Annotated in this window: 22 protein-coding genes and 2 riboswitches; all 22 genes read left to right on the forward strand. The window is 68.7% G+C overall.

What is annotated here, in order from left to right:
• The first annotated feature begins 10 nt into the window (after window positions 1-10).
• The 22 genes from murG to CD928_RS07445 all read left to right on the forward strand — a co-directional run bounded on the left by murG (window position 11) and on the right by CD928_RS07445 (window position 24,540).
• Complete coding sequence (gene murG / locus CD928_RS07340; protein ID WP_095386459.1) at window positions 11-1,192, forward strand: undecaprenyldiphospho-muramoylpentapeptide beta-N-acetylglucosaminyltransferase; 1,182 nt, start codon at window positions 11-13, stop codon at window positions 1,190-1,192.
• Entirely contained in the window at window positions 1,192-2,625 is a 1,434-nt protein-coding gene (murC, locus tag CD928_RS07345) for a UDP-N-acetylmuramate--L-alanine ligase (protein ID WP_095386460.1), read from the forward strand. Before murG ends, murC begins: the two co-directional genes overlap by 1 nt.
• 139 nt (window positions 2,626-2,764) lie before the next feature.
• A complete protein-coding gene (gene murB, locus CD928_RS07350) occupies window positions 2,765-3,661 on the forward strand; it encodes a UDP-N-acetylmuramate dehydrogenase (protein ID WP_095386520.1) in 897 nt (298 codons plus the stop codon).
• Window positions 3,658-4,152 (forward strand): DUF4262 domain-containing protein, encoded by a 495-nt coding sequence (locus CD928_RS07355; RefSeq protein ID WP_176473496.1) that lies wholly within the window; start codon window positions 3,658-3,660, stop codon window positions 4,150-4,152. Before murB ends, CD928_RS07355 begins: the two co-directional genes overlap by 4 nt.
• Entirely contained in the window at window positions 4,149-5,072 is a 924-nt protein-coding gene (locus CD928_RS07360) for a D-alanine--D-alanine ligase (protein ID WP_095386462.1), read from the forward strand. The genes CD928_RS07355 and CD928_RS07360 overlap by 4 nt, the downstream gene beginning before the upstream one ends.
• On the forward strand, window positions 5,069-6,007 hold the full coding sequence (locus CD928_RS07365) for a cell division protein FtsQ/DivIB (RefSeq protein WP_095386463.1): 939 nt from the start codon (window positions 5,069-5,071) through the stop codon (window positions 6,005-6,007). The genes CD928_RS07360 and CD928_RS07365 overlap by 4 nt, the downstream gene beginning before the upstream one ends.
• A 12-nt stretch (window positions 6,008-6,019) precedes the next feature.
• Window positions 6,020-7,276, forward strand: a complete 1,257-nt coding sequence (gene ftsA / locus CD928_RS07370) for a cell division protein FtsA (protein WP_095386464.1) — start codon at window positions 6,020-6,022, stop codon at window positions 7,274-7,276.
• 152 nt (window positions 7,277-7,428) lie between these two features.
• On the forward strand, window positions 7,429-8,916 hold the full coding sequence (ftsZ, locus tag CD928_RS07375; protein WP_095386465.1) for a cell division protein FtsZ: 1,488 nt from the start codon (window positions 7,429-7,431) through the stop codon (window positions 8,914-8,916).
• A 71-nt stretch (window positions 8,917-8,987) separates the two neighbouring features.
• Complete coding sequence (locus CD928_RS07380) at window positions 8,988-10,736, forward strand: tetratricopeptide repeat protein (protein ID WP_255247074.1); 1,749 nt, start codon at window positions 8,988-8,990, stop codon at window positions 10,734-10,736.
• A 160-nt stretch (window positions 10,737-10,896) separates the two neighbouring features.
• The gene (locus CD928_RS07385) at window positions 10,897-12,072 is read left to right on the forward strand and encodes a deoxyguanosinetriphosphate triphosphohydrolase (protein ID WP_095386467.1); all 1,176 of its coding nucleotides are present in this window, start codon (window positions 10,897-10,899) and stop codon (window positions 12,070-12,072) included.
• A gap of 301 nt (window positions 12,073-12,373) precedes the next feature.
• Window positions 12,374-13,024, forward strand: coding sequence for an NAD-dependent dehydratase (locus CD928_RS07390; RefSeq protein WP_095386468.1), 651 nt, complete (start codon window positions 12,374-12,376; stop codon window positions 13,022-13,024).
• Window positions 13,025-13,081: 57 nt separating this feature from the next.
• Window positions 13,082-13,184: riboswitch (glycine riboswitch) on the forward strand.
• Window positions 13,185-13,287, forward strand: a riboswitch (glycine riboswitch).
• Between the two features lie 53 nt (window positions 13,288-13,340).
• The gene (gene gcvT, locus CD928_RS07395; protein ID WP_095386469.1) at window positions 13,341-14,477 is read left to right on the forward strand and encodes a glycine cleavage system aminomethyltransferase GcvT; all 1,137 of its coding nucleotides are present in this window, start codon (window positions 13,341-13,343) and stop codon (window positions 14,475-14,477) included.
• A 2-nt stretch (window positions 14,478-14,479) separates the two neighbouring features.
• Window positions 14,480-14,851 (forward strand): glycine cleavage system protein GcvH, encoded by a 372-nt coding sequence (gene gcvH / locus CD928_RS07400; RefSeq protein ID WP_095386470.1) that lies wholly within the window; start codon window positions 14,480-14,482, stop codon window positions 14,849-14,851.
• Window positions 14,852-14,929: 78 nt separating this feature from the next.
• Window positions 14,930-15,751 carry a glycosyltransferase family 2 protein gene (locus tag CD928_RS07405; protein WP_095386471.1) on the forward strand — a complete coding sequence of 274 codons (822 nt, stop codon included), beginning with the start codon at window positions 14,930-14,932 and terminating at the stop codon, window positions 15,749-15,751.
• A 3-nt stretch (window positions 15,752-15,754) separates the two neighbouring features.
• Complete coding sequence (gene gcvPA, locus CD928_RS07410) at window positions 15,755-17,113, forward strand: aminomethyl-transferring glycine dehydrogenase subunit GcvPA (protein WP_095386472.1); 1,359 nt, start codon at window positions 15,755-15,757, stop codon at window positions 17,111-17,113.
• On the forward strand, window positions 17,110-18,657 hold the full coding sequence (gcvPB, locus tag CD928_RS07415) for an aminomethyl-transferring glycine dehydrogenase subunit GcvPB (RefSeq protein ID WP_095386473.1): 1,548 nt from the start codon (window positions 17,110-17,112) through the stop codon (window positions 18,655-18,657). Before gcvPA ends, gcvPB begins: the two co-directional genes overlap by 4 nt.
• A gap of 81 nt (window positions 18,658-18,738) precedes the next feature.
• Window positions 18,739-19,200, forward strand: a complete 462-nt coding sequence (locus CD928_RS07420; RefSeq protein WP_255247075.1) for an ABA4-like family protein — start codon at window positions 18,739-18,741, stop codon at window positions 19,198-19,200.
• Window positions 19,197-19,832: a DUF938 domain-containing protein gene (locus CD928_RS07425; protein ID WP_095386474.1), complete on the forward strand. Its 636-nt coding sequence runs from the start codon at window positions 19,197-19,199 to the stop codon at window positions 19,830-19,832. The genes CD928_RS07420 and CD928_RS07425 overlap by 4 nt, the downstream gene beginning before the upstream one ends.
• A gap of 119 nt (window positions 19,833-19,951) precedes the next feature.
• Complete coding sequence (locus CD928_RS07430) at window positions 19,952-21,508, forward strand: fatty acid--CoA ligase (RefSeq protein ID WP_095386522.1); 1,557 nt, start codon at window positions 19,952-19,954, stop codon at window positions 21,506-21,508.
• 345 nt (window positions 21,509-21,853) lie between these two features.
• Entirely contained in the window at window positions 21,854-22,360 is a 507-nt protein-coding gene (gene ybeY, locus CD928_RS07435; RefSeq protein WP_095386475.1) for an rRNA maturation RNase YbeY, read from the forward strand.
• Window positions 22,361-22,380: 20 nt separating this feature from the next.
• Window positions 22,381-23,322: a hemolysin family protein gene (locus tag CD928_RS07440; protein WP_095386476.1), complete on the forward strand. Its 942-nt coding sequence runs from the start codon at window positions 22,381-22,383 to the stop codon at window positions 23,320-23,322.
• Between the two features lie 63 nt (window positions 23,323-23,385).
• Window positions 23,386-24,540, forward strand: coding sequence for a glycosyltransferase family 1 protein (locus CD928_RS07445; RefSeq protein WP_095386477.1), 1,155 nt, complete (start codon window positions 23,386-23,388; stop codon window positions 24,538-24,540).
• Window positions 24,541-24,543 lie beyond the last annotated feature (3 nt).

Genomic DNA, 24,543 nt, shown 5'->3' on the forward strand with positions numbered 1-24,543 from the left:
CGGCCCCGAAATGACCGCGACCCGCCACTTCCTCCTCGCCGCCGGCGGCACCGGCGGCCATATGCTGCCCGCCTACGCGCTGGCGGGCGAATTGATCGCGCGCGGCCACCGCGTCGCGCTGGTCAGCGACGACCGCGGCCTCAAGATCCCCGGCGCGCCGGCGGAGCTCGAAACGCATGTCCTGCCCGCCGGGCGCGTCGCCGGCGGACCGGTCGGCTGGGTCAAGGCGGCGCTCGCGATCCGCAAGGGGCGCCGGCAGGCGATCGAGCTGATCCGCAGCTTCGATCCGGCCGTCGTCGTCGGCTTCGGCGGCTACCCCTCGCTCCCCAGCCTGCTCGCCGCGCGCGCGACGAAGACGCCGAGCGTGATCCACGAGCAGAATGCGGTGCTCGGCCGCACCAACCGGCTGATGGCACGCCAGGTCGACGGAATCGCGGTCGCCTATCGCAACATCCACCGCTTCCCCGCCAAATGCGAAATGAAGCGCCACCTGACCGGCAATCCGGTGCGCGAGGAGATCGTCGCGATCCGCGACGAGGGCTTCCCGCCGCTGCCCGAGGACGGCATCTTCCGCCTGCTCGTTGTCGGCGGCAGCCTCGGTGCGACGGTGCTCAGCGAGGTCGTGCCCGCCGCGATCGCGATGCTGCCGCGCGCGCTGCTCGACCGGCTGCAGATCGTCCAGCAGGCGCGCGAGGCCGATATCGAAGCGGTGCGCGCGCGCTATGCCGAGCTCGGCGTCGCCGCCGAATGCGCGCCCTATATCGCCGACTTCCCCGACCGGCTGCGCTGGGCGCACCTCGTCATCGCGCGCGCCGGCGCCTCGACGGTGGCCGAGCTCGCCTGCGCCGGGCGCCCCGCGATCTTCGTGCCCTATCCGCACGCGATGGACGACCACCAAAGCTATAATGTCGTCGATCTCGTCGAGGCGGGCGGCGCGCAATCCTTCGCGCAGGCCGAATTCACCCCCGCCCATGTCGCGAAGCAGCTCCAGCGCATGGCGCTCGAACCCGGCGCGATCGAGGCGGCGGCGGACAATGCCGCGAGCTGCGGTCTGCCCAACGCGACGCGCGATCTCGCCGACCTCGTCGAAAGCTTCGTGCCGCCGCCGCTGATGGACGTGATCCGCGTCGGCGCCAGCGCGCAGCGATCGGCCGCGAGCGGCATCGCCGCGGCGCGACGGGAGGCCGAGTGATGCGCGGCGTCGCGACCGACATCGGCGTCATCCATTTCATCGGCATCGGCGGCATCGGCATGTCGGGCATCGCAGAGGTGATGCACAATCTGGGCTATCAGGTGCAGGGCAGCGACATCGCCGACAGCTACGTCGTCGAGGGCCTCAGGGAGCGCGGGATCAAGGTCGCGATCGGCCATGCGGCGGAGAATGTCGAGGGCGTGGCGGTCGTCGTCACCTCGACCGCGGTCAAGCGCGGCAACCCCGAGGTCGAGGCCGCGCTCGCGCACCGCATCCCGATCGTCCGCCGCGCCGAGATGCTCGCCGAGCTGATGCGGCTCAAATCGACCGTCGCGATCGCGGGGACGCACGGCAAGACGACGACGACCAGCCTCGTCGCCGCGCTGCTCGACGCGGGCGGGATCGACCCCACCGTGATCAACGGCGGCATCATCAACAATTACGGCTCGAACGCGCGCCTCGGCGCCAGCGACTGGATGGTGGTCGAGGCCGACGAGAGCGACGGCAGCTTCCTGCGTCTCGACGGCACGATCGCGGTCGTCACCAACATCGATCCCGAGCATCTCGATCACTATGGCAGCTTCGACGCGATCAAGGCCGCCTTCGTCGAGTTCATCGAGAATGTGCCCTTCTATGGCGCGGCGATGCTCTGCCTCGACCATCCCGAGGTGCAGGCGATCATCCCGCGCATCCGCGACCGCCGTATCGTCACCTATGGCTTCTCCGCCCAGGCCGACGTGCGCGGCACCAATGTGACGCCCGGCCCCGACGGCAACCGCTTCGACGTCGTCGTGCGCGACCGCGACGGCAATAGCCGGACGATCCAAGGCATCCACCTGCCGATGTCGGGCCGCCACAATGTCCAGAACGCGCTCGCCGCGATCGCGGTGGCGCTGCACATGGGGGTCAGCGACGACAGGATCGCGTCGGGCTTCAGCGGCTTCGCCGGGGTCAAGCGCCGCTTCACCAAGGTCGGCGAGATCGCTGCCGAAGGCGGTGTCGTCACCGTGATCGACGATTACGCCCATCATCCGGTCGAAATCCGTGCCGTCCTCTCCGCCGCGCGCGAAGGGGCAGGGGCGGGGCGCGTCGTCGCCGTCGTCCAGCCGCACCGCTTCACCCGCCTGCGCGATCACATGGACGACTTCCAGCAGGCGTTCAACGACGCCGACATGGTCCTCGCGCTCCCCGTCTATGCCGCGGGCGAGGCGCCGATCGAGGGCATATCGTCGGACGCGCTCGCCCAGGGCCTGCGCGACCGCGGTCACCGCCACGCCTCGACCGTCGCCGACGCCGCCGCGCTCGCCTCGACCGTCGCCGATGCGATCCGCTCGGGCGCCATCGGCGCGGGCGACAGGATCATCTGCCTCGGCGCGGGGGATATCACGAAGGTCGCGGCGGGACTGGCGAGCGCGGTGGAGGCGGCGAAGTGAGCCTCTCATTCATCCGTCATGCTGAACTTGTTTCAGCATCCATGGCCTGCTCTCTCGGTTGGCGCGGCGCGAGTTTCGACGTCCAGCCATGGACCCTGAAACAAGTTCAGGGTGACGAAGAAATGGACGGTTGCGCGAGATGACCACCCAAACCCTCCCTACCGTCCGCGGTAAGCTCACCCCCCGAGCCCCGCTCGCCCCGCTTGTGTGGTTCAAGTCGGGCGGCCCCGCCGACTGGCTGTTCGAGCCGAAGGACGCCGACGACCTCGCCCATTTCCTGCGCGACCTCGACCCCGCCGTCCCCGTCATGGCGCTCGGTCTCGGCTCGAACCTCATCGTCCGCGACGGCGGCTTTCCGGGCGTCGTCGTCCGGCTCGGCAAGGCGTTCGCCACGGTCGAAGCCCTCGACGCCACGACGCTGCGCTGCGGTGGCGGCGCGTCGGGTATCCTCGTCTCCTCGACCGCGCGTGACGCCGGGGTCGCGGGGATGGAGTTCCTGCGCTCGATCCCCGGCACCGTCGGCGGCTTCGTGCGCATGAACGGCGGCGCCTATGGCAGCGAGGTCAAGGACATATTGGTCGAGGCTGAGGTGGTGCTGCGTTCGGGCGAGCGCCGCACGCTCGCGCTCGCCGATCTCGGCTACACCTATCGCCACAGCGAATTGCCCGAAGGCGCGGTCGTGATCGGTGCGACCTTCCGCGGTCGTCGGGGCGAACCGCAGGCGATCCAGGCCGAAATGGACCGCATCTCGGCCAGTCGCGAAGCCTCGCAGCCGCTGCGCTCGAAAACCGGCGGCTCGACCTTCAAGAACCCCGAGGGGCACAAGGCGTGGCAGCTTGTCGACGAGGCCGGGTGCCGCGGTTTCGCAGTCGGCGGCGCGCAGGTCAGCGAGAAGCATACCAATTTCCTGATCAACACCGGCGATGCGACGAGCGCCGATATTGAGGCGCTGGGCGAGGAAGTCCGCCGCCGGGTCAAGGCGAAGAGCGGCGTCGAACTGCAATGGGAGATTCAACGCGTGGGAGTGGCGACGTGAATGCTGATCCTGCCCTTACCGAATATGAAGCCAGGCTGCTTCAGAATATCGAAAATCACGGCTGCCAGGTGACTTACGTTTTTGACCCAACGGGTGAGCATAAGTCGTTCTCCTATTCGGCCGGATTGCCGATTTCGATTGGTCAGCCTGACGTGATCGTCTTCGGGCTGTCGAAGGAGCTGATGCATTTCATGATAAACGAAGTGGCAGCTCAGTACCGTAAGGGCCTTGAACTTTTCGAAGGCCAAATCATTGAAGGGTTAATCGAAGGCTATCCCTGTGTTGCTCGCCGGGTGTTGAGCGAAAATATCGAGGATTACTTCAGTTCGGCGATGTGGGTGCATGGGCGCGCGTTGGGCAGGCCAATGGACGTGGCATTTCAGCTCGTATGGCCCGGTGTTGAACAGCGCCTTTTTCCGTGGGAGGAAGGCTGCGATGAGGCTGTTATTGCTGCGCAACCTCCCCTTTACACGCAGAGGATGAATTCATGACCCGCGGCCCCTGGCATGTCGCCGTTCTGATGGGCGGCTGGTCGGCCGAGCGCGAGGTGTCGCTGATGAGCGGCAAGGGCATCGCCGACGCGCTCGAATCGCGCGGGCACCGGGTCACGCGCATCGACATGGACCGCGACGTCGCGCTGCGGCTCGCCGAGGCGAAACCCGACATCGTGTTCAACGCGCTCCACGGCGTCCCCGGCGAGGACGGGACGGTGCAGGGGATGCTCGACCTGATGGGCCTCAAATACACTCACAGCGGGCTCGTCACCTCGGTGATCGCGATCGACAAGGAGTTGACGAAGCAGGCGCTTGTGCCGCATGGAATCCCGATGCCAACGGGGGTGATGGTCGACAGCGAAAGCCTGTTTTCAGCCGACCCCTTGCCGCGCCCCTATGTCCTCAAGCCCGTCAACGAAGGCTCGTCGGTCGGGGTCGCGATCGTCAAGGACGACAGCAATTACGGCAACCCGATCGCGCGGGGCGCCGTCGGCCCGTGGCAAGAGTTCGACCGCCTGCTCGCCGAACCCTTCATCAAGGGACGCGAGCTCACCGTCGCGGTGCTCGGCGATCGGGCGCTCGGGGTGACCGAGCTGCGCGTCAAATCGGGCTTCTACGACTATGACGCCAAATATACCGAAGGGCTCACCCAGCATGTCTGCCCGGCCGACGTGCCGGCGGAGATCGCAGAACGGATGAAGAGCCTCGCGGTCGAGGCGCACCGCCTGCTCGGCTGCAAGGGCGCCTCGCGCTCCGACTTCCGCTGGGACGACGAGCACGGCCTCGCCGGCATCTTCCTGCTCGAGGTCAACACCCAGCCCGGCATGACCCCGCTGAGCCTCGTTCCCGAACAGGCTCGCGCCATCGGCATGGACTATGCCGAACTCGTCGAACGCATCGTGGAGGAAGCGTTATGAGCAGCACGCGGATCAAGCGCGCCAAGGCGCCGCCGCGCCGCCCGGCGCGCGGATCGAAGAAGCGCCGGACGGTCAGGACGTCGCGGGTCGACGCGATCATCAACGCGCTGCCGATCAGCCCGCAGGCGCTCCAGCGCGTCGCCAACTGGACGATCGGCCTCAGCCTCGCCGGCGTCCTCGCGGTTGGCGCGCACGCGACGGGCGTAACGCAGAAGGTGCAGGAGGAATGGGCGCAGGCGGTCGGCCGCGCGGGCTTCCAGGTCAAGAAGGTCGAGGTGGTCGGCGCCGAACGGATCGACCGGCTCAAGGTCTACGATATCGCGCTCGCGCAGAAGGACCGCTCGATGGCCGCGGTCGACCTTCAGGATGTCCGCCACGACCTGATGAAATATGGCTGGATCAAGGACGCGCGCGTGTCGCGGCGGCTGCCCGACACGCTCGTCGTCGACATCGTCGAGCGCACCCCGGCGGCGATCTGGCAGAATGGCGGGCGCCTGTCGCTGATCGACGAAAAGGGCGTCGTGCTCGAACCGGTGTCGGTCGCGACGATGCCCGACCTGCCGCTCGTCATCGGACCAAAGGCGAACCAGCGCTCGCAGGATCTCGACCGCCTGCTCGCCGAGGCGAGCAGCCTCAAGGAGTTGCTCGCGGGCGCGACCTGGGTCGGCAACCGCCGCTGGGATCTCCGCTTCCGCAGCGGGGAAACGCTGTCGCTGCCCGAGGGCGAGGCCGAGGCGAAGGCGGCACTCGCCAAGTTCGCGCATATGGACGGCGCCAACCGGCTGCTCGGCCGCGGCATATTGCGTTTCGACATGCGCGATCCCGGGCGTTTCGTGCTACGCCTGCCGCACGAGGGCCAGGTGGCGCCCGCGAAGCTCGACGCCGCGCGCGAGGCCGCCGACGCCCTCGCCGCGAGCACCGCGAACGAAGGATAGGAACCGTATAGCATGGCGCCGCCGCGCATCGAGAAGATCATCACCGCGCTCGATGTCGGGTCGTGGAAGGTCTGCGCCCTGATCGCGGGCCAGACCGCCGACGGCCAGCTCCACGTCCTCGGCACCGGTCAGCGCGAAAGCCGCGGGGTCCAGCGCGGCTATGTCGCCGACATGGAGCAGACCGAGCATATCGTGCGCGAGGCGATCGAACAGGCCGAGCGGATCGCGGGGCTCAACATCGACGACGTCTGGGTCGCTTTCTCCGCCGGCGGCCTCGTCAGCGACGTCGCGCCGATCGAAAGCGAACTCGGCGGGCACCGCATCGAGCAGGAGGATGTCGACGACCTTCTCGCCGCCGGCCGCGCGGGCATCGATCCCGAGGGGCGGATGATCCTTCACGCCCAGCCCGCGCTCTACACGCTCGACGGGCTCACCGGGGTCAAGAACCCGATCGGTCTCCACGCCGACCGTCTTGGCGTCGACATCCACATCATCATGGCCGACGGCGCGCCGGTGCGGAACCTGGAGGCGGCGGTGCGCCAGGCGCATCTCGACGTCAATGCGGTCGTCGCCTCGCCGATCGCGGCGGGGCTCGCGTGCCTCTCCGAAGAGGAACGCGACCTCGGCGTTGCGCTCGTCGAACTCGGCGCGGCGGTGACCACCGTGTCGCTCTACGCCGGCGGGATGCTCGTCGAAATGGTGTCGCTGCCCTTCGGCGCGACCGACATCACCGACGACATCGCCTCGGCCTTCGGAATCAGGCGAAGCCAGGCGCAGCGGCTGCAAAGCTTCTACGGCTCGGCCTCGGCGAGCCCGCGCGACAATAACGAGATCATCGAACTCGATCCCGGCGCGCCCGCGGGCAGCGAGTCCCCACGCATCACCCGCGCCCAGCTCGTCTCGGTCATCCGCCAGCGCCTCGACGCGATGATGGGGGAGATCGGCCGGACGCTGAAGGACCTCCATTTCGTCGGCCCGATCGGCCGCCAGGTCGTGCTCGTCGGCGGCGGCGCCGACCTCAAGGGCATCGCCGACTATACGCAGAGCGCGCTCGGCCGCGCCGCCCGCATCGGGCGACCGCGCGGCTTGCACGGCTTGCCCGATGCCCATTCGGGACCGGCTTTCGCGACGCTCGCGGGTCTGGTTCTCTATGCCGCGTCCGACCCGGTCGACCTGCGCGATCTGCCGACGATGGCGCAGGATATCTATCGCCCCAAGGGCGCTTCGATCCTGCAACGACTGGTCACGGCATTGAAAAGCAGCTTTTGACGGCAGCACGACGAAAAGGTTAATTTTTTGGGTGATTCCAGCGTCACAATAGTGCAATGCGGTGGCAGGAATCCGGGCGGCGGGACCACCGCCCGTTTGGGTCGCATGGTGAGGCAAGCGGCAGAGGTTCGCCGCTGCAGGGAGATAGTTTGATGAGCATCGATATTGGCCCGCCGCAGGTCGATGAATTGAAGCCGCGCATCGCGGTCATCGGCGTCGGCGGCGCGGGGGGCAATGCCATCGCCAACATGATCGCCGCCCGCGTCGAGGGCGTCGATTTCGTCGTCGCGAACACTGACGCGCAGGCGCTCAACGCATCGCCGGCCGAGCGCCGCATCCAACTCGGCACGCAGATCACCCAGGGCCTCGGCGCGGGTTCGCGGCCCGAGGTTGGGCGCGCCGCGGCCGAGGAAAGCATCGCGCAGGTCGAAGAGGCGCTCAACGGCGCGCACATGTGCTTCGTCGCGGCCGGCATGGGCGGCGGCACCGGCACCGGCGCGGCGCCGGTCATCGCCAAGGCGGCGCGCGACCGCGGCATCCTGACCGTGGGCGTCGTCACCAAGCCCTTCACCTTCGAAGGCCAGCGCCGCATGCGCTCCGCCGACGCCGGCATCGCCGAGCTGCAGGACCATGTCGACACGCTGATTGTCATCCCGAACCAGAATCTCTTCCTCGTCGCCAATCCGAACACGACCTTCAAGGAAGCGTTCAGCATGGCCGACGAGGTGCTCCAGCAGGGCGTGCGCGGCATCACCGACCTGATGGTCATGCCCGGCCTCATCAACCTCGACTTCGCCGACGTGCGCAGCGTGATGCGCGAAATGGGCAAGGCGATGATGGGCACCGGCGAGGCCGAGGGCGATGGCCGGGCGCTCGAAGCGGCGCAAAAGGCGATCGCCAACCCGCTGCTTGACGGCGTGTCGATGGCGGGCGCCAAGGGCGTGATCGTGTCGATCGTCGGCGGCGAGGACATGCGCCTGATGGAAGTCGACGAGGCCGCGAACCATATCCGCGAACTCGTCGATCCCGACGCCAACATCATCTGGGGCAGCGCCTTCAACGAGAATCTCGAGGGCAAGATCCGCGTCTCGGTCGTCGCGACCGGCATCGACGGCACGGGCGAATCCGCCGCCGCGGCGCCCGCGACGCGCAGCTTCTCCTTCGCGCCCGCGCGAACCGCCGCGCCCGCACCCGCGCCCGCGGCTCCCGTCGTCGAAGAGACGATCGAGCCGGCGGTGTCCGAAACGCCCGTCGTTTCGGCGCCCGAAGCCGAGGAAGACAGCGACCCGGCGCCGGGCTTCTCGCTCGGTGCGCATGCCGAGCCCGAAGCGCCGCACGCCGATGGGACGGCCGAGGCCGAGGAAGAGCCGATGGAACTGTCCGAGGTCGCGGCGACCTACGACGACACCGCCGACGAACTCATCCTGGGCGAGCCCGAAGCACCGGTCGCCGCCTATCAGCCGGCGCCCGCGGCCGCAGCCGCCGAACCGGGGCCGGCGCGCGCCGTCGGCGGCGGCACGCTGTTCGAGCGCATGTCGCGTCTGTCGCGCGGCTCGGCATCGCCCGACGGCGATGACGACAAGGACAAGGACGACGGGGTCGATATTCCGCGCTTCCTGGGCCGGCAGAACAACCAGTAACAGGGCTCTTGGGCGGCCGCACACGGCGGGCGGCCCGGAAACGGGATGATGGGCCCATGTGGCGATCGCAAATGACGGCAAGGCCGCGACGCGCACGGCATGGCGCGTTCGCGCTGCTGTTGCTGTCGGCGGTCGCCGCCACCCCGGCGCAGGCGATGCAGGCGGCGCAGCCCGACGCCGCGACGCGCGCCGCGATGGACAGGCGCACCGCGGCGCGGACGATGCTGTCGTCGGCGCTCGGCCGCATCGCCGCCAATGCGAGCGATACCGGCGCGCTGCTCGACGCCGGGCGCGCCTCGATCGACCTCGAGGATTATCGCGCCGCGCTCGGCTTCCTCGTCCGCGCCGAACAGGCGGCGCCGCGCGACGGCGCGGTGAAGGCCGCGCTCGGGTCTGTGATGGTCCATATGGAAAACCCGACCCGCGCGCTCGACTATTTCGGCGAGGCGCAGTTGCTCGGCGCCCCCGAGCGACTGTTCCTTGCCGACCGCGGGCTAGCGCGCGACCTTTTGGGGCAACAGGATGCCGCGCAGCGGGATTATCAGATGGCGCTGTCGATCGCCCCGAATGAAGAGGTGACGCGGCGCTACGCGCTGTCGCTCGGGATCAGCGGCGACGCCGACCGCGCGATCCAGATGCTCGGCCCGCAGCTTCGCCAGTCCGATCGCGGCGCTTGGCGGCTGCGCGCGATGATCCTGGCGATGAACGATCGCGACAAGGAGGCGACCGAGATCGTCAACGCGACGATGCCCGCCGCGCTCGCGCAGAATATCCTGCCCTATCTGACCCGGATGGACCGTCTCAATCCGGCGCAGCAGGCCGCCGCCGCCCATTTCGGGCGCTTTCCGGCCGGCGAGCTGGGGCCGGCGCGCAAACCGGTGCAGGTCGCCTCGGCCACGCCGCGGACTCCGGACAGCGGCGCGCGCCGCGGATCGACGAGCCGCCGCCCCGCGGCCGTCGCGCCCGCGCCGACCCCGGCGCCGACGCCAGCGCCCGTCGCGGTGCGGCGCACGCCCGCTCCGATGCCGGCACCCACGCCCGCCCCGGCGGCGGCGCTGCCTCAGCCCAAACCCGCGCCGTCACCGCCCGCCGCGGCTTCGCCGCCCCCCGCGCCGACCCCGGCTCCCACGCCACCGGTTCGCACGGCCACGGCACAGCCCGCGCCGATCGGGGTGGCGATCCGGCGCGATTCGGGGCCCATCGGGCCCGGCTTCTCGATCGCCGACATGGGAAGCGGCGCGGCGCCCGCCGCGGCCGCGCCGGCCCCTGCGCCCGCGCCGGCCACAGCCGTATCCGCGCCAGCCCCGGCGCCCGCCGCCGCGGCGCCGCTCGCCTCGCTCGCCGATATCGTCAGCTCGATCGAAATCCCGCCCGAGGAGATGGCACCCTCCGACAATGCCGTTGGCGCCGCCACGCTCGCCAAGCTGCTCGAAGACAAGCGCAAGGCGGAAGCTGCCGAAGAGGCGAAGCGCGCGAAGGAAGAGGCGGCCGCCAAGGCGAGGGCCGAAGCCGACGCCAAGGCGAAGGCCGAGGCCGACAAGAAGAAGGCGAACCCCGCGCGTATCTGGGTCCAGATCGCGACCGGATCGAACCCCAAGGCGTTGGCGTTCGATTATAATCGCTTCGCCAAGCGCAATGCCGCGCTGTTCAAGGGCAAGTCGGGGTCGACCGCCGAATGGGGCCAGACCCGCCGCCTGCTCGTCGGCCCGTTCAAGGACCGCACGGCGGCGCAGGACTGGCTCGCCGATTACAAGAAGGCGGAGGGCGACGGCTTCCTGTTCAACAGCGAGGCGGGCGAAGCCGTCGATCCCGTCAAGTGACCGGCGCTGAAACCAGCACCAATCCTCCCCGTGGCGAAGCCATGGGGAGGGGGACCGCCCGCGTAGCGGGTGGTGGAGGGGCGGCGACGGAGCGTTGTTGCCCCTCCGTCAGCCCTTCGGGCTGCCACCTCCCCATCGCTGCGCGACAGGGAGGATCTGAATGTCGCTGATTCCCAACTGCGCCAGCGACCCGGCGCATTCGCGGGGCCGCCGCCACGAGGAACCGGGCCGCGTCGTGCGCGGGCCGCGCGACGCGTTCCACCGCGACCGCGACCGGATCATCCACTCGATCGCTTTCCGCCGCCTGCGCCACAAGACGCAGGTGTTCGTTGCGCCCGACGGCGATCATTACCGCGTCCGGCTGACCCACAGCATCGAGGTCGCGCAGATCGGCCGCGGCATCGCGCGCGCGCTCGAGCTCAACGAGGATCTGACCGAGGCGCTCTGCCTCGCGCACGACATCGGCCACCCGCCCTTCGGGCACGCGGGCGAGGATGCGCTGAAGGCCGCGATGCGGACGCATGGCGGCTTCGACCATAATGGCCACACGCTGCGCACGCTCGCGCGGCTCGAATGCCCCTATCCGCGCTTCGACGGCCTCAACCTGACGTGGGAGACGCTCGAGGGGCTCGCCAAGCATAATGGTCCCGTCCGCCATCCCGGCTGGGCGCTCGCCGACATCGACGCCGAATTTCCGCTCGACCTCGCGAGCCACGCCAGCCTCGAGGCGCAGGTCGCGGCGGTCGCCGACGACATCGCCTATGACAATCACGATATCGACGATGGGCTGCGCGCGGGCCTGCTCGACCTCGACCAGCTGATGGCGCAGCCCTTCGTCGCCGCCAATTTCGCAGGGGTCGAGCGGCGCTTTCCCGGCGCCGCGCGCGAGCGGATGCTGCGCGAACTGGTGCGCGACCAGATCGGGGTGATGGTCAACGACGTGATCGCGACGACTGCGGCGAATATCGCCGACGCCGGGGTCGCGAGCTCCGCCGAAGTCCGCGCCGCCGGGCGCACTCTCGGCGGTTTTTCGCCCGACCTCGCGCGACAGGAACGCGACCTCAAGCGCTTCATGTACGCCAATCTCTATCATCACCCGTCGCAGCTCGCGGCGGCCGGGGCGGCGCAGGAGGTCGTCGGCCACCTCTTCGCCGCCTATGCCGACGACCCGTGTCGCATGGGTGACGACTGGGCTTCGCGTCTGCCCGACGGCGATGCGGCGATCGTCCGCCACATCGGCGACTATATCGCCGGCATGACCGACCGCTTCGCGATCGACCGCTATGCCGAGATTTTCGGGCGCGATGCGGTGCCCGAGCCGCTCAGGCATGTGTGACGACCGGACCCAAAGCCCTCCCCGAACAGACTATATCGATTGCCAACAGGGTTGCGTTCAGCCGACTCCCTTTTTCTCGTCACCCTGAACTTGTTTCAGGGTCCATGGCCTGCCTTTGCATTGGGCGCGGCGTCGAAGGAGAGATCTGGCCATGGATGCTGAAACAAGTTCAGCATGACGAAGGTGGGAGTGGGGGGGCTCGAAAACGACCCCATCTTCGCAATCGACCCTCGTGAAGAGGAGGGGTGATTGGAGCGCGGGAACTCTCGTCTTCGCGCGGGAACACGGATAGGATGGCGGGATGGGTGACAATATCCTCCTCGTCGGCGCCACCGGCCTCGTCGGCCGCAGCGTGATCGCAGAGGCGGGCGAGCTGGCGCTGACCGTGCTTGCGCGGCGCGACGTCGACGACCTGCCCGAACGCCACGCGCTCCTCGTCGCGCCGCCCCAGCGCTGGCCTGATATCATCGCCGCCGAGCGGCCCGCGGTGCTGATATCCTGCCTCGGCACCACGATCCGTGCGGCGGGATCGCAGGCGGCGTTTCGCGCGGTCGACCACGATCTGATCCTCTCCGCCGCGCGCGGGGCGCGGCTCGGCGGCGCGGCGCGGATGATCGTCGTCAGCTCGGTCGGCGCCTCGGCGAAGAGCGGCAATTTCTATCTCAGGACCAAGGGCGAGACCGAGGCGGGGCTGCGCGCGCTCGGCTTCGACCGGCTCGATGTTCTGCGTCCCGGCTTGCTCACCGGCGACCGGCCGGGCCCGGCGCGGCTGGGGGAGGGGATCGCGATGGCGGCGGCGTCCTTCACCGATGCGCTGCTCCACGGCTCGCTGCGCCGTTACCGGTCGATTCCCGCCGAAACGGTCGCGAAGGCGATCGTCGCGCTCGCATCCCGCCGCGAAAGCGGCATCCATGTTCACGAAAACGACGCGATCCGCGCGCTCGCCGATTGACTCTGCGAAGGGCCCCCGCCAAGGCTCGGGCGTCTGCCGGAGCTCGAAAGGGATTCGGCCGGCCGCGCGGGAGAGCGCGGGGAGCGGAGTGATCCGCGCCTCGCCACCGAAGGAGCAACCGCCCCGGAAACTCTCAGGTTCGCAGGACCGCGCGGGCTGGAACGGACACTCTGGAAAGCGTCATGGTCCGCCATGGCCACCGAAGGGGTAACTCCATGATTCATGGAGGAAAACTCTCAGGTTCCCGTGACAGAGGGGGCATGGCGACAAGGCGGCATCGGGCCGCGTCTTGCCGTGCCAACGACGGGAGTGCGATATGCGCGACGATGAAGACGATACGGGCGAAGCTGCGGTCGAAACCGCCACCCTGCCGCTCGACGCCTGGCACCGCGCGAAGGGCGCGCGGATGGTCGAATTCGCCGGCTATTGGATGCCGATCCAATATGAAGGCATCATGGCCGAGCATCAGTGGACCCGCGCGAATGCGGGCCTGTTCGACGTCAGCCACATGGGCCAGCTCATCCTCAGCGGCGAAGGCGTCGCCGAGGCGCTCGAAACGCTCGTCCCCGGCGACATTTCGGCGCTCAAGCCCGGCCGCATGCGCTATTCGCTGCTGCTCGCCGAGGATGGCGGCATCCTCGACGACCTGATGATCACCGGCGGCGACCACGAACTTTACATGGTCGTCAACGGCGCGGTGAAATGGGACGATATCGCCCATCTGCGCGAACATCTGCCCGACGCGATCGGGCTCAACCATATGGACGAGCAAGCGCTGCTTGCGCTGCAGGGGCCGAAGGCGGCCGCGGCGCTCGAACGGCTGGTTCCCGGCGTCGGCGCGCTGGTGTTCATGCAGGCCGGCGGCTTCGACTGGAACGGCGTCCCGCTCGGCATCAGCCGGTCGGGCTATACCGGCGAGGACGGGTTCGAGATTTCGGTGCCCGCGGCGCATGTCGGCGCGCTCGCCGACGCGCTCTGCGCGATGGAGGAGGTGAAGCCGATCGGCCTCGGCGCGCGCGATTCGCTGCGGCTCGAGGCGGGGCTTCCGCTCTACGGGCACGACCTCGATCCCGCGACCGATCCCGTCGAGGGCGATCTGGGCTTCGCGATATCGAAGCGCCGCCGCGAGGAAGGCGGCTTTCCCGGCGCCGCGCGCATCCTCGGCCATCTCGCTGACGGAGCCCCGCGCAAGCGCGTCGGGCTGCTCGTCGATGGCAAGCTGCCGGTGCGCGAGGGCGCGAAGCTGTTCGACGGCGAAACCGAAATCGGGGTCGCGACCTCGGGCGGCTTCGCCCCCAGCGTCGGCGCGCCGATCGCCATGGGCTATGTGCCCACCGGCCTGTCCGCGCCCGGCACCGCGATCGCCGCCGAGGTGCGCGGCAAGCGGGTGCCCTGCACCGTCGCCGCCATGCCGTTCGTTCCGCACAAATATGTCCGCAAACAGGGAGCCTGACGATGCCGCGTTACTATACCGAAGAGCATGAATGGATCGACGTCGACGGCGACGTCGCGACGGTTGGGATCACCGACTTCGCGCAGGGCCAGCTCGGCGACATCGTCTTCGTCGAAGTGCCCGACACCGGCGCCCAGCTCAGCGCGGGCGGCGACGCCGCGGTCGTCGAATCGGTGAAGGCGGCGAGCGACGTCTACGCTCCCGTCGACGGCGTGGTGACCGAGGGCAATGGCCAGCTCGAGGAGGACCCCGCGCTCGTCAACAGCGATCCCGAGGGCGAAGGCTGGTTCTTCCGCATGACGCTGTCCGACAAGGGCCAGCTCGACGGGCTGATGAATGCCGCCGCCTACAAGGAATTCTGCGACAGCCTGTAATTCACGCCCCTCCCGGCCGCGGGAGGGGGGAGATAGGTCCATGACGTCTCTCGCCATCCTGTCGATTGGGCTCGCGCCATGACCGCCGCCGCGCCTGCGCTCGCCGGCTGCCGGCCGATGGTCGCGACCGCGATCTATGCCGGCGCGCAGGGCGGCTATGTGCGCGCGATGCTCGCGCTGTCGATGGCGGCGGCGGCGCGCTCGCTGCCGCTCCGCTTCGAGTTCATCCTGCACGAGGCGCAGATCCACCGCGCGCGCGACATGCTGGCGAACATCTTCCTGCAGAGCGACTGCACGCATCTGCTGTTCGTCGACGACGATGTCGATTTCGGCGCCGACGATGTGTTCGCGATGATCGCGGCGATGGCGGCGCGCGAGGATTGCGCGATCCTCGGCGCGCCGGTGCCGCGCCGCGTCGTCAACTGGGCGCAGGTGGCGCGCGCCGCCGATCGCGGGCTGGCGCGGGACAATCCCGCCGATCTCGCGGGCTATGCCGGCGATTTCGCGTTGAGCTTCCTCAACCCCGGCCAGTCTTTCGCGCTCAATGAGCTGGTCGAGCTGACGCAGCTGGGCGCCGCCTTCATGCTGGTGCGGCGCGACGTGATCGAGACGCTGTGCGCGCGCCATCCCGAGCTCGCCTTTCGCGTCGATGCGCGCGACCGGCAGAATGCGCGGGTTGCCGAGGAGGTGCACGGGCTGTTCATGCCGATGATCGAGCCCGAGAGCCGCCGGCAACTGTCCGAGGACTACGCCTTCTGCCACCGCGCGCGCGCCGCGGGTTTCCGCATCTGGCTCGCGCCCTGGGTCCGCACGACGCACAGCGGACCTGCGACCTTCCGCGGATCGCTCGCCGATCTCGCCCCGCTTTTTTCCGACAACCCCGTTTCTTCGCCGGAGTAATTCATGCGCTACCTGCCCCTCACTCCCGACGATCGCGGCGCGATGCTCGCGGCCGTCGGCGCGTCGTCGATCGACGATCTGTTCAGCGACGTTCCCGAAGCGGCGCGGCTCGACGGCCCCATCGCCGGGCTGGCGATGCACGCCAGCGAACTCGCGGTCGAGCGCCATATGGCGGCGCTGGCGCGGCAGAACCGCGCCGCGGGCGACGGTCCCTTCTTCCTCGGCGCGGGCGCCTATCGCCACCATGTCCCCGCCAGCGTCGATCATCTGATCCAGCGCGGCGAGTTCCTGACCGCCTACACGCCCTATCAGCCCGAGATCGCGCAGGGCACGCTGCAGATGCTGTTCGAGTTCCAGACGCAGGTCGCGCGCCTGTTCGGCACCGACGTCGCCAATGCGTCGATGTACGACGGCTCGACCGCGTGCTGGGAAGCGATCGTGATGGCGCGGCGCGTGACGCGGCGCGGCAAGGCTTTGCTCTCGACGGGGCTGCATCCGCATTATCGCAGCGTCGCGCGGACGATGGCGAACTATACCGGCGACGTGCTGGTCGACGGCGACCCGAGCCTCGAAGCCGGCACCGACTGGGCCGCGCTCGCCGCGGCGGTCGACAAGGAGACGAGCTGTGTCGTCGTCCAATATCCCGACATCCTCGGCCGCATCGACGACATGCGCGCCCTCGCCGCCGCGTGCCAGGCGGCCGGCGCGCTGCTGATCGCGGTGGTCACCGAACCCGTCGCGCTCGGCCTCATCCAGTCGCCCGGCGAGATGGGCGCCGACATCGTGGTGGGCGAGGGGCAGTCGATCGGCGTCGGGCTCCAGTTCGGCGGCCCTTACGTGGGCCTCTTCGCCTGCAAGGCCAAATATGTCCGCCAGATGCCGGGGCGCCTGTGCGGCGAGACGGTCGACGCGAACGGCAAGCGCGGCTTCGTGCTGACGCTCTCGACCCGCGAGCAGCATATCCGCCGCGAGAAGGCGACGAGCAATATCTGCACCAACTCAGGGCTTTGCGCGCTGGCCTTCAGCATCCACATGACCCTGCTCGGCGAAGCCGGCCTCCGCCAGCTCGCCGCGATCAACCATGGCCGGGCGAAAGCGGCGGCGACCGAACTCGCGAAAGTTCCTGGCGTGTCGGTGATGAACGGCGGCTTCTTCAACGAGTTCACGCTGATCCTGCCGAAGGCGGCGCGGCCCGTCATCCATCAGCTCGCCGAGAAGGGCGTGCTCGGCGGCGTGTCGCTCGGCCGCCTCTACCCCGACAATGACGGCCTCGCGAACGGCCTCGTCGTCGCGGTGACCGAAACCGTGACCGAAGAGGATATCGCCGCCTTTGCCGCGGCGCTGAAGGAGGTGCTGGCATGACCACGCTCAACCGCGCCGGATGGCGCCCCGAAATGAACGCCGGCGGTGCCGACGATAATGTGACCTTCACCGGCAACCGCGCGCTGATGCTCGAAGAACCGCTCGTGTTCGAGATCGGTTCGACCGAAACCACCGGGGTCGACTTCGACGAGGAGGCGCCCGCGGCCGATCTCGGCGCGCTCGCGCGTTCGGCCCCGATCGGCCTGCCGGGGCTCAGCGAGGGCGAAACGGTGCGCCACTATACGCGCCTGTCGCGGCAGAATTACGCGATCGACCTCGGCCTCTTCCCGCTCGGAAGCTGCACGATGAAGCACAACCCGCGCCTCAATGAAAAGGTCGCGCGGATGCCGGGCTTCGCCGACGCGCATCCGCTGCAGCCGCAGGAGACGGTGCAGGGCGCCTATGCGGTGATCCACGAACTCGCCGCATGGCTGGTGACGCTGACCGGCATGCACAGCGTCGCGATGTCGCCCAAGGCCGGCGCGCATGGCGAGCTTTGCGGCATCCTCTGCATCAAGGCGGCGCTCGAGGCGCGCGGCGAGGACCGGCGCGTGCTGCTCGTCCCCGAAAGCGCGCACGGCACCAACCCCGCGACCGCGGCCTTCGCGGGTTTCAGCGTCGAGGATATTCCCGCGACCGAAGAGGGCCGCGTCGACCTCGCGGCGCTCAAGGCGCGGCTCGGCCCCGACGTCGCGGGGGTGATGATCACCAACCCCAACACCTGCGGCCTCTTCGAGCGCGACCTGAAGGCGATTTCGGACGCGGTTCATGCGGCGGGCGGCTATGTCTATTGCGACGGCGCGAACTTCAACGCGATCGTCGGGCGCGTGCGCCCCGGCGACCTCGGCGTCGACGCGATGCACATCAACCTCCACAAGACCTTCTCGACCCCGCACGGCGGCGGCGGGCCGGGCTCGGGCCCCGTCGTGCTGTCGGAGGCGCTCGCACCCTATGCGCCGCTGCCCTTCGTGACGAGGGACGGCGAACGTTTCCGCCTGATCGAAGAGGAAAGCGCGGGCGAGGATCATCCCGACACCTTCGGCCGCATGACGGCTTTCCACGGCCAGATGGGCATGTTCACCCGCGCGCTGACCTATATCCTCAGCCACGGCGCCGACGGGCTGAAGCAGGTCGCCGAGGATGCGGTGCTCAACGCCAACTATGTGCTGCGCAATCTGGAGGATGTGCTCGACGCGCCCTTCGCGGCGTCGGGCCCGTGCATGCACGAGGCGCTGTTCAGCGACAAGGGGCTCGCCGAGGGCTTCTCGACGCTCGACATCGCCAAGGGGCTGATCGACGAGGGCTATCACCCGATGACGGTCTATTTCCCGCTCGTCGTCCACGGCGCGATGCTGGTCGAACCGACCGAGACCGAATCGAAGGCGGTGCTCGACCAGTTCATCGGCGCGCTGCGCAGCATCGCGTTGCGCGCCCGCAACGGCGACCCGGCGCTCAAGTCGGCGCCGCATTTCGCGCCGCGCGCGCGCCTCGACGAGACGCTGGCGGCGCGCAAGCCCATCCTGACGTGGAGCGACGCCAACTGATCGTCATTGCGAGCGTAGCGAAGCAATCCAGAGTCGCGTAAACCACTCTGGATTGCTTCGCTGCGCTCGCAATGACGGGAAATGGACGATGATATGAACTGGGAAAGCCTCTATTTGCTGGCGAATGGTTGGGCTTTGATCGGCTGGCTCGCGCTCGCCTTCGCCCCGCGTAGTCCGCGTATCCTGTCGGCGATTCTCTACGCCGGCGTCGCGCTGCTCTGCCTCGTCTATGCGGTGACGATCATCGGCTTCCTGACCGGCGGCATCGATCCCGGCGGGGCGGCGGGGGGCGATTTCACCTCGCTCGCGGGCGTGATGAAGCTGTTCGATACCCCCGGCGGCGCGACGCTTGGCTGGACGCATTATCTGGCCTTCGACCTGTTCGTCGGGATGTGGATCGCGCGCGACGCCGACCAGAAGGGATTCGGGCGGATCGTCCAGCTTCCCTTCCTGTTCCTGACGCTGATGGCGGGGCCGGTCGGGCTGCTTGGCTGGCTGGTGGTGCGCGAGCGTCGGGCGCGGGCGCTCGCGAAGGCGAGATGAGCCCCGAGCCCTGGATGCCCGAGGACGGCGGGCGCGAGGCGAAGCGCCACGCTCCCGCGACGCTGCGCAACCGCGACGCGATCGCCGCGACGCTCGCCGAATGGCTGCCGCCGACGGGCCGGGTGCTCGAAGTGGCGAGCGGATCGGGCGAGCATATCGTCCATTTCGCCGCCGCCTTCCCGGCGCTCGACTGGCAGCCGAGCGACCCCGATCCCGACGCTCTCGTCTCGATCGCGGCATGGAGCGCCGAGGCGGGGCTCGCGAATGTCGCGCCGCCGCTCCGGCTCGACGCCGCCACCTCCGGCTGGCCGGTCGCGCGCGCCGATGCGCTGCTCTGCATCAACATGGTGCATATCAGCCCGTGGAGCGCGACGCTGGGTCTCCTCGCGGGGGCGGCGCGCATCCTGCCTTCGGGCGCGCCGCTGATCCTCTACGGCCCCTATGTCGAACCCGGGGTGCCGACCGCGCCGAGCAATATCGCGTTCGACGCCAGCCTGCGCGCCCGCAACCCCGAATGGGGGCTGCGCGACCTCGATGCGGTGAAGGCCGCCGCGCGCGACGCGGGCCTCGCTTTTGCCGCGTGGCAGGCGATGCCCGCCAATAATCTGATGCTCCTCTTCCGCCGCAGCTGACGTTCCGCTTGCCGATGGCGGTCGCGCGCGCTTAGCTTGCGAAGCGTCGCGCTTGCCAAGTCGCCGAGTCTGTTGTTATCAGGCCTGAGAATAGCGCAAAGACGCCGGGAGAGATGGACATGAGCGATACCGCCGACCTGCTGACCTTCGACGAATTCATCACCCATTGGGCGAAGGCGCGGCCCGACCGCGTCGCGATGCGCGAGGAAGACCGGGTGATGAGCTATGGTGAGCTCGAAGAGCGCACCGCGCGCGTCGCGAGCGCGCTGCTCGCGGCGGGGCTGCGGAAGGGCGACCGCATCGCGTGGATCGGCAAGAACAGCGATCTCTATTTCACCCTCTTCTTCGGCGCGGCCCGCGCGGGCGTCGTGATGGCGCCGATCGGCTGGCGCCTCGCGCCGACAGAATGGGCGTTCATTGTTAACGACACGCGCGCGAAGATCGTCTTCACCGGCCCCGGTTTCGACACCGCGGCCGAACAGCTCGCGGGCAAGCTCGACCATGACCCGAAGATCGTCGGCGCCGACGCCGCTCGCGCGATGATCGACGCCGCGCCGCGCGCCGCCTTCGCGCCGTCGGGGCCGGACGATGCGGTGCTCCAGCTCTATACCTCGGGCACCACGGGCAACCCCAAGGGGGCGGTGCTCACCAACACCAACCTCTTCGCGCTGCGCAAGAATTCGGCCGATCTCGACCTGCCCTATACAAGGTGGGAGGATGACGAGGCGGTGCTCGTCGCGATGCCCTGCGCGCATATCGGCGGCACCGGGCTCGGCATCATGGCGCTCGCGGCGGGGCTGCCCGGCGTGGTGCTCGCCGAATTCAATCCCGACGGCGTGTTCGACGCGGTCGAGCATCATGGCGTGACGCGCTTCTTCATCGTTCCGGCGGCGCTGCAGATGCTGCTGCTCCATCCGCGCTGCGCGAGCGTCGACTATAGCCGGCTCAAATATATCCTCTACGGCGCCGCGCCGATCCCGCTCGACCTTCTGCGCCAGTGCATCAAGATGTTCGGGGCGCAGTTCATCCAGGCCTATGGGATGACCGAGACGACGGGCACCATCTGCATGCTGCCGCCCGAGGATCACGACCCCGAAGGCAACAAGCGGATGCGTTCGGCGGGCAAGCCGCTGCCCGGCGTCGAGATCAAGGTGCTGGGGCCCGACGGCAACGAGGTGCCGACGGGCGAGGTGGGCGAGGTCGTCACCCGCTCGTCGAACAACATGCAGGGATATTGGAACCTGCCCGACGCGACCGCGAAGACGATGACGGAGGGCGGCTGGATCCACACCGGCGACGCGGGCTACATGGACGAGGACGGCTATCTCTATATCCACGACCGGATGAAGGACATGATCATCTCGGGCGGCGAGAATGTCTATCCGGCCGAGGTCGAGAGCGCGATCTACGGACATCCCGCGGTGCAGGAGGTCGCGGTGATCGGCATTCCGGACGCCAAATGGGGCGAGACGGTGAAGGCGGTCGTCGTCGCCAAGCCGGGCATGACGATCGAGGAGCGCGATATCATCGCCTGGGCCCGCGAACGCATCGCCGCCTTCAAGGCTCCGCGCAGCGTCGACGTGATCGAGGCGCTGCCGCGCAACGCCTCGGGCAAGATCCTCCGCAAGGACCTCCGCGAGCCCTATTGGGATGGCTATGAGCGGATGGTGAACTAGGCGGCCGCCGGCCGGAAGCGGCCATACCTTCTCCCCTCCCTTCCAGGGAGGGGCTGGGGGTGGGTAGCCGCCGAAGGCGGCGTTCTTTCGTAGGCTCGCTCCGCTCGCGCACCCACCCCTAACCCCTCCCTAAAAGGGAGGGGAATGGCTCAAATCCACTCCGAAACAATCCTGCATACTGACTCGCGATTTTTCGCTGTCCTACAAAGCATTGCCGCGATAGCGTCGATCCATGATCATCGTGCGCAGCCCCGCCCGTTCCCCCGCGCCCGGCAGACGATTTTCGTCCACGGGTATTATTATACCGGAGGGGAGTGACAAGTTTGACAACTTAGGACGGTCCGCATGCTGAGCGTCGAAACCCACGAAGCCTCGCCCTGGCCCGACGGACTCGACTGGGAGGGCCGCGCGTCGGAGGCGGTTGCCGCGGCGTTGGCGTTGACGCCCTATGCGGCGCTCGCCGACGCGGCGCCGCTGGTCGAGGTGGCGGTGCGGCTGACCGGCGATGACGAGGTGCAGGCGCTCAACCGGGACTTTCGCGGCAAGGACAAGCCGACCAACGTGCTCTCCTTCCCGCAGGTGCAGGCCGACCTGCTCGAAGGCCTGTCGAACAGCGACGATGGCGAAATCCTCCTCGGCGACATCGTTCTCGCGCGCGAGACCTGCGCGCGCGAGGCGGAGGAGAAGGGGGTGCCGCTTGCCGATCACGCGACCCATCTGATCGTCCACGGCACGCTCCATCTCGTCGGTTACGACCATATGGACGACGCGAGCGCGGCGGCGATGGAGGCGCTCGAGGTGAAAGCGCTTGCGTCGCTGGGCATCGGCAATCCATATGGCGACGAGCATTAAGGAAGGACGCACAGCGCATCATGCCCGACGAGCAGGGATCTTCGAGCCGATCGGAAGAGGACAGTAGGTCCGGCCTGCTGGCCGGCCTCAGGACATTGCTGTTCGGGGGCGACAAGGAACCGTCGCTGCGCGAGCAGATCGAAGAGGTCATCGACGAGGCCGAGGAAGATGGCGACGAGCGTCGCGGCGGCAGCATTGTCGGCGACCTGTCGCCGATCGAGCGCAAGATGCTGCGCAACCTCCTCCATTTCGGCGAGCAGACGGTCGACGACGTCGCGGTTCCGCGCGCCGACATCATCGCGATCGCGGAGAGCGCGAGCTTCGAGGATATCGTCGCGCTGTTCGCCGAGGCGGGGCACAGCCGCCTGCCGGTCTATCGCGAAACGCTCGACGAGGTCGTCGGGATGATCCACGTCAAGGACGTCTTCGCGGTGCTCGCCGAAGGACGCACGCCGCCGCCGCTGCTCGACCTGATCCGCCAGCCGCTTTACGTCCCGCAGTCGATGGGGGTGCTCGACCTGCTCGCCGACATGCGCGCGCAGCGCACCCATCTCGCGATCGTGATCGACGAATATTCGGGGACCGAGGGTCTCGTCACGATCGAGGATCTGGTCGAGGAGATCGTCGGCGAGATCGAGGACGAGCATGACGACGAGCCCGTCGTCCTCTTCGCGCCGGGCGAGAATGGCTGCTGGGAGGCCGACGCGCGCGCCGAGCTCGACGACATCGGCGAAGCGATCGACCCGCGGCTCGCCGAGATCGAGGAGGATGTCGACACCGTCGGCGGTCTCGCCGCCGTGCTCGCGGGCCATGTGCCCGAGGTCGGCGAGATCCTCGTCCACCCGAGCGGCTGGCGGATCGAGGTGACCGAGGCCGACGAACGCCGCGTCCACCACCTCCGCCTGCATCCGCCGGTCGAGGTCGATCTGGAGGCCTCGCCGGCGCGCGGCGAGGAGTTCTAGAAGCGCGGGCTCGACCCGCTCCGCCGATTGCCTTTGGCGGGCGATGCGATTAGCGCAGGCGCAATGGACGTTTCCGATCTCCGCATCGCGCTGTTCAGCGGCAACTACAACATGACCGTCGACGGCGCGAACAAGGCGCTCAACCGGCTCGTCGGCTATCTGCTGGGGCAGGGGGCGGCGGTGCGCGTCTATTCGCCGACCGTCGAAAATCCCGATTTCGCGCCGACCGGCGACCTCGTCAGCGTGCCGTCGATGGCGATCCCCGGCCGCAGCGAATACCGCATCCCGCTGTCGCTGTCGGGCCGGGTGCGCGAGGATCTGGCGATGTTCGCCCCCAACATCCTCCACATCTCCAGCCCCGACCGCGTCTCTCGGCAGGCGGCGGCGTGGGCGCGGCGGCGGCGCATCCCGGTCGCCTGTTCGGTCCACACGCGCTTCGAAACCTATTTCCGCTACTACAACCTCTCCTTCCTCGAACCGCTCGTCGTCGCCTGGCTGCGCAAGCTCTATCGCAAGTGCGACGCGCTGATCGCCCCGTCGGAGAGCTTCGCGCAGGTGCTGCGCGAACAGCGGATGAACTATGACATCGGCATCTGGACGCGCGGGGTCGAGCGCGACGTCTTCAACCCCGGCCGGCGCGATGGAAGCTGGCGCCAGTCGTGGGGCATCGCAGACGACGTCCCCGCGATCGTCTTTCTCGGCCGGCTGGTGATGGAAAAGGGGCTCGACGTCTTCGCCGACACGATCGACGTGCTGCGCCGCCGCGGCGTGCCGCACGAGGTGGTGGTGATCGGCGAGGGGCCCGCGGGCGACTGGTTCGAATCGCGGCTGCCGCGCGCCAAGTTCGTCGGTTTCCAGGGCGGCGAGAATCTGGCGCGCGCGCTGGCTTCGTGCGACATGCTGTTCAACCCGTCGGTGACCGAGACTTTCGGCAATGTGACCTTGGAGGCGATGGCGTGCGGGCTCCCCGTGGTCGCGGCGCGCGCGACGGGCAGCGCGAGCATCGTCAAGCACGGCCAGACGGGCTATCTGGTCGCGCCGGGTTCGATCGGCCTGTTCGCCGACGATCTCGAGCATTATTGCCGCGACCCGCAGTTGCGCGCCGCGCACGGCGCCGCGGCGCTCGCCGAAAGCGCCTCCTATCAGTGGGATGCGATCAACCAGGCCGTCGCCGACACCTATCTGCGCCTGATCCGCCAGAAACAGCGACGGCCCTGACGC

Source organism: Sphingopyxis sp. GW247-27LB (assembly GCF_002277025.1).
In the GTDB taxonomy this organism is placed as follows: Bacteria; Pseudomonadota; Alphaproteobacteria; order Sphingomonadales; family Sphingomonadaceae; genus Sphingopyxis.